This window comes from Streptococcus sp. 2100, assembly GCF_013276335.1.
GTDB classification, from domain to species: domain Bacteria; phylum Bacillota; class Bacilli; order Lactobacillales; family Streptococcaceae; genus Streptococcus; species Streptococcus pseudopneumoniae.
On sequence record NZ_VMKV01000104.1, the window covers coordinates 1 to 690 of the forward strand.

The 690-nt window shown below is 40.3% G+C and carries 1 pseudogene; it reads right to left on the reverse strand.

Annotated features, from left to right (window positions below):
* Window positions 1–159: 159 nt before the first annotated feature.
* Window positions 160–690, reverse strand: a pseudogene (locus HT669_RS10670) (reverse transcriptase domain-containing protein); the annotation flags it as partial.

The following is a 690-nucleotide window of genomic DNA, read 5'->3' on the forward strand; positions in this document are numbered from 1 at the left end:
TTACTATCATGTCCTTGAACAAATATTAGCCAATCACGGTATTCCCCTTCAAATTATAGTAGATTGAAACTAGAATAGTACACCTCTACTTCTAAAACATTGTTAGAAATCGATTTGACTGTCCTGATCGGTTTGTCCTATTCTTATTTCATTTTACTATACTTTCAAACCTAGCCGTTTCTCAATAAAACGACTAACTGAATACATCACACGCTTAGCGGCTGCCTCGCTTCCGACCGTCATCACACAATCATCTGCGTAGCGCACAAATCGAAGTCCCCTCTTTTCTAATTCCTTGTCCAATTCATTAAGCATGATATTGGATAAGAGAGGAGATACATTTCCTCCCTGTGGTGTGCCAACTAGCGTTTTATGACGTTGACCGTTAATGATAACACCTGAATGAAGATACTGACGAATCAAGGATTCCCTATCTCCGTCTTCGATTATGTTATGTACTAAGGACATCAATCTATCTTGAGGAACCCTATCGAAAAATTTCTCTAGGTCTATATCCACTATCCACTCATAGCCGTCATTTAAGTACTCTAAGAGCTTGGACAATGGCTTGTTGGATTATCCTATCCATCACTGTCGGAATCCCAAGCTGAAGGACACCTCCATTGGGTTGGGGGATTTCAACTCGCAGGACTGATTGAGGTTTGTATTTCCTCTGTTTTATCAGCTCCT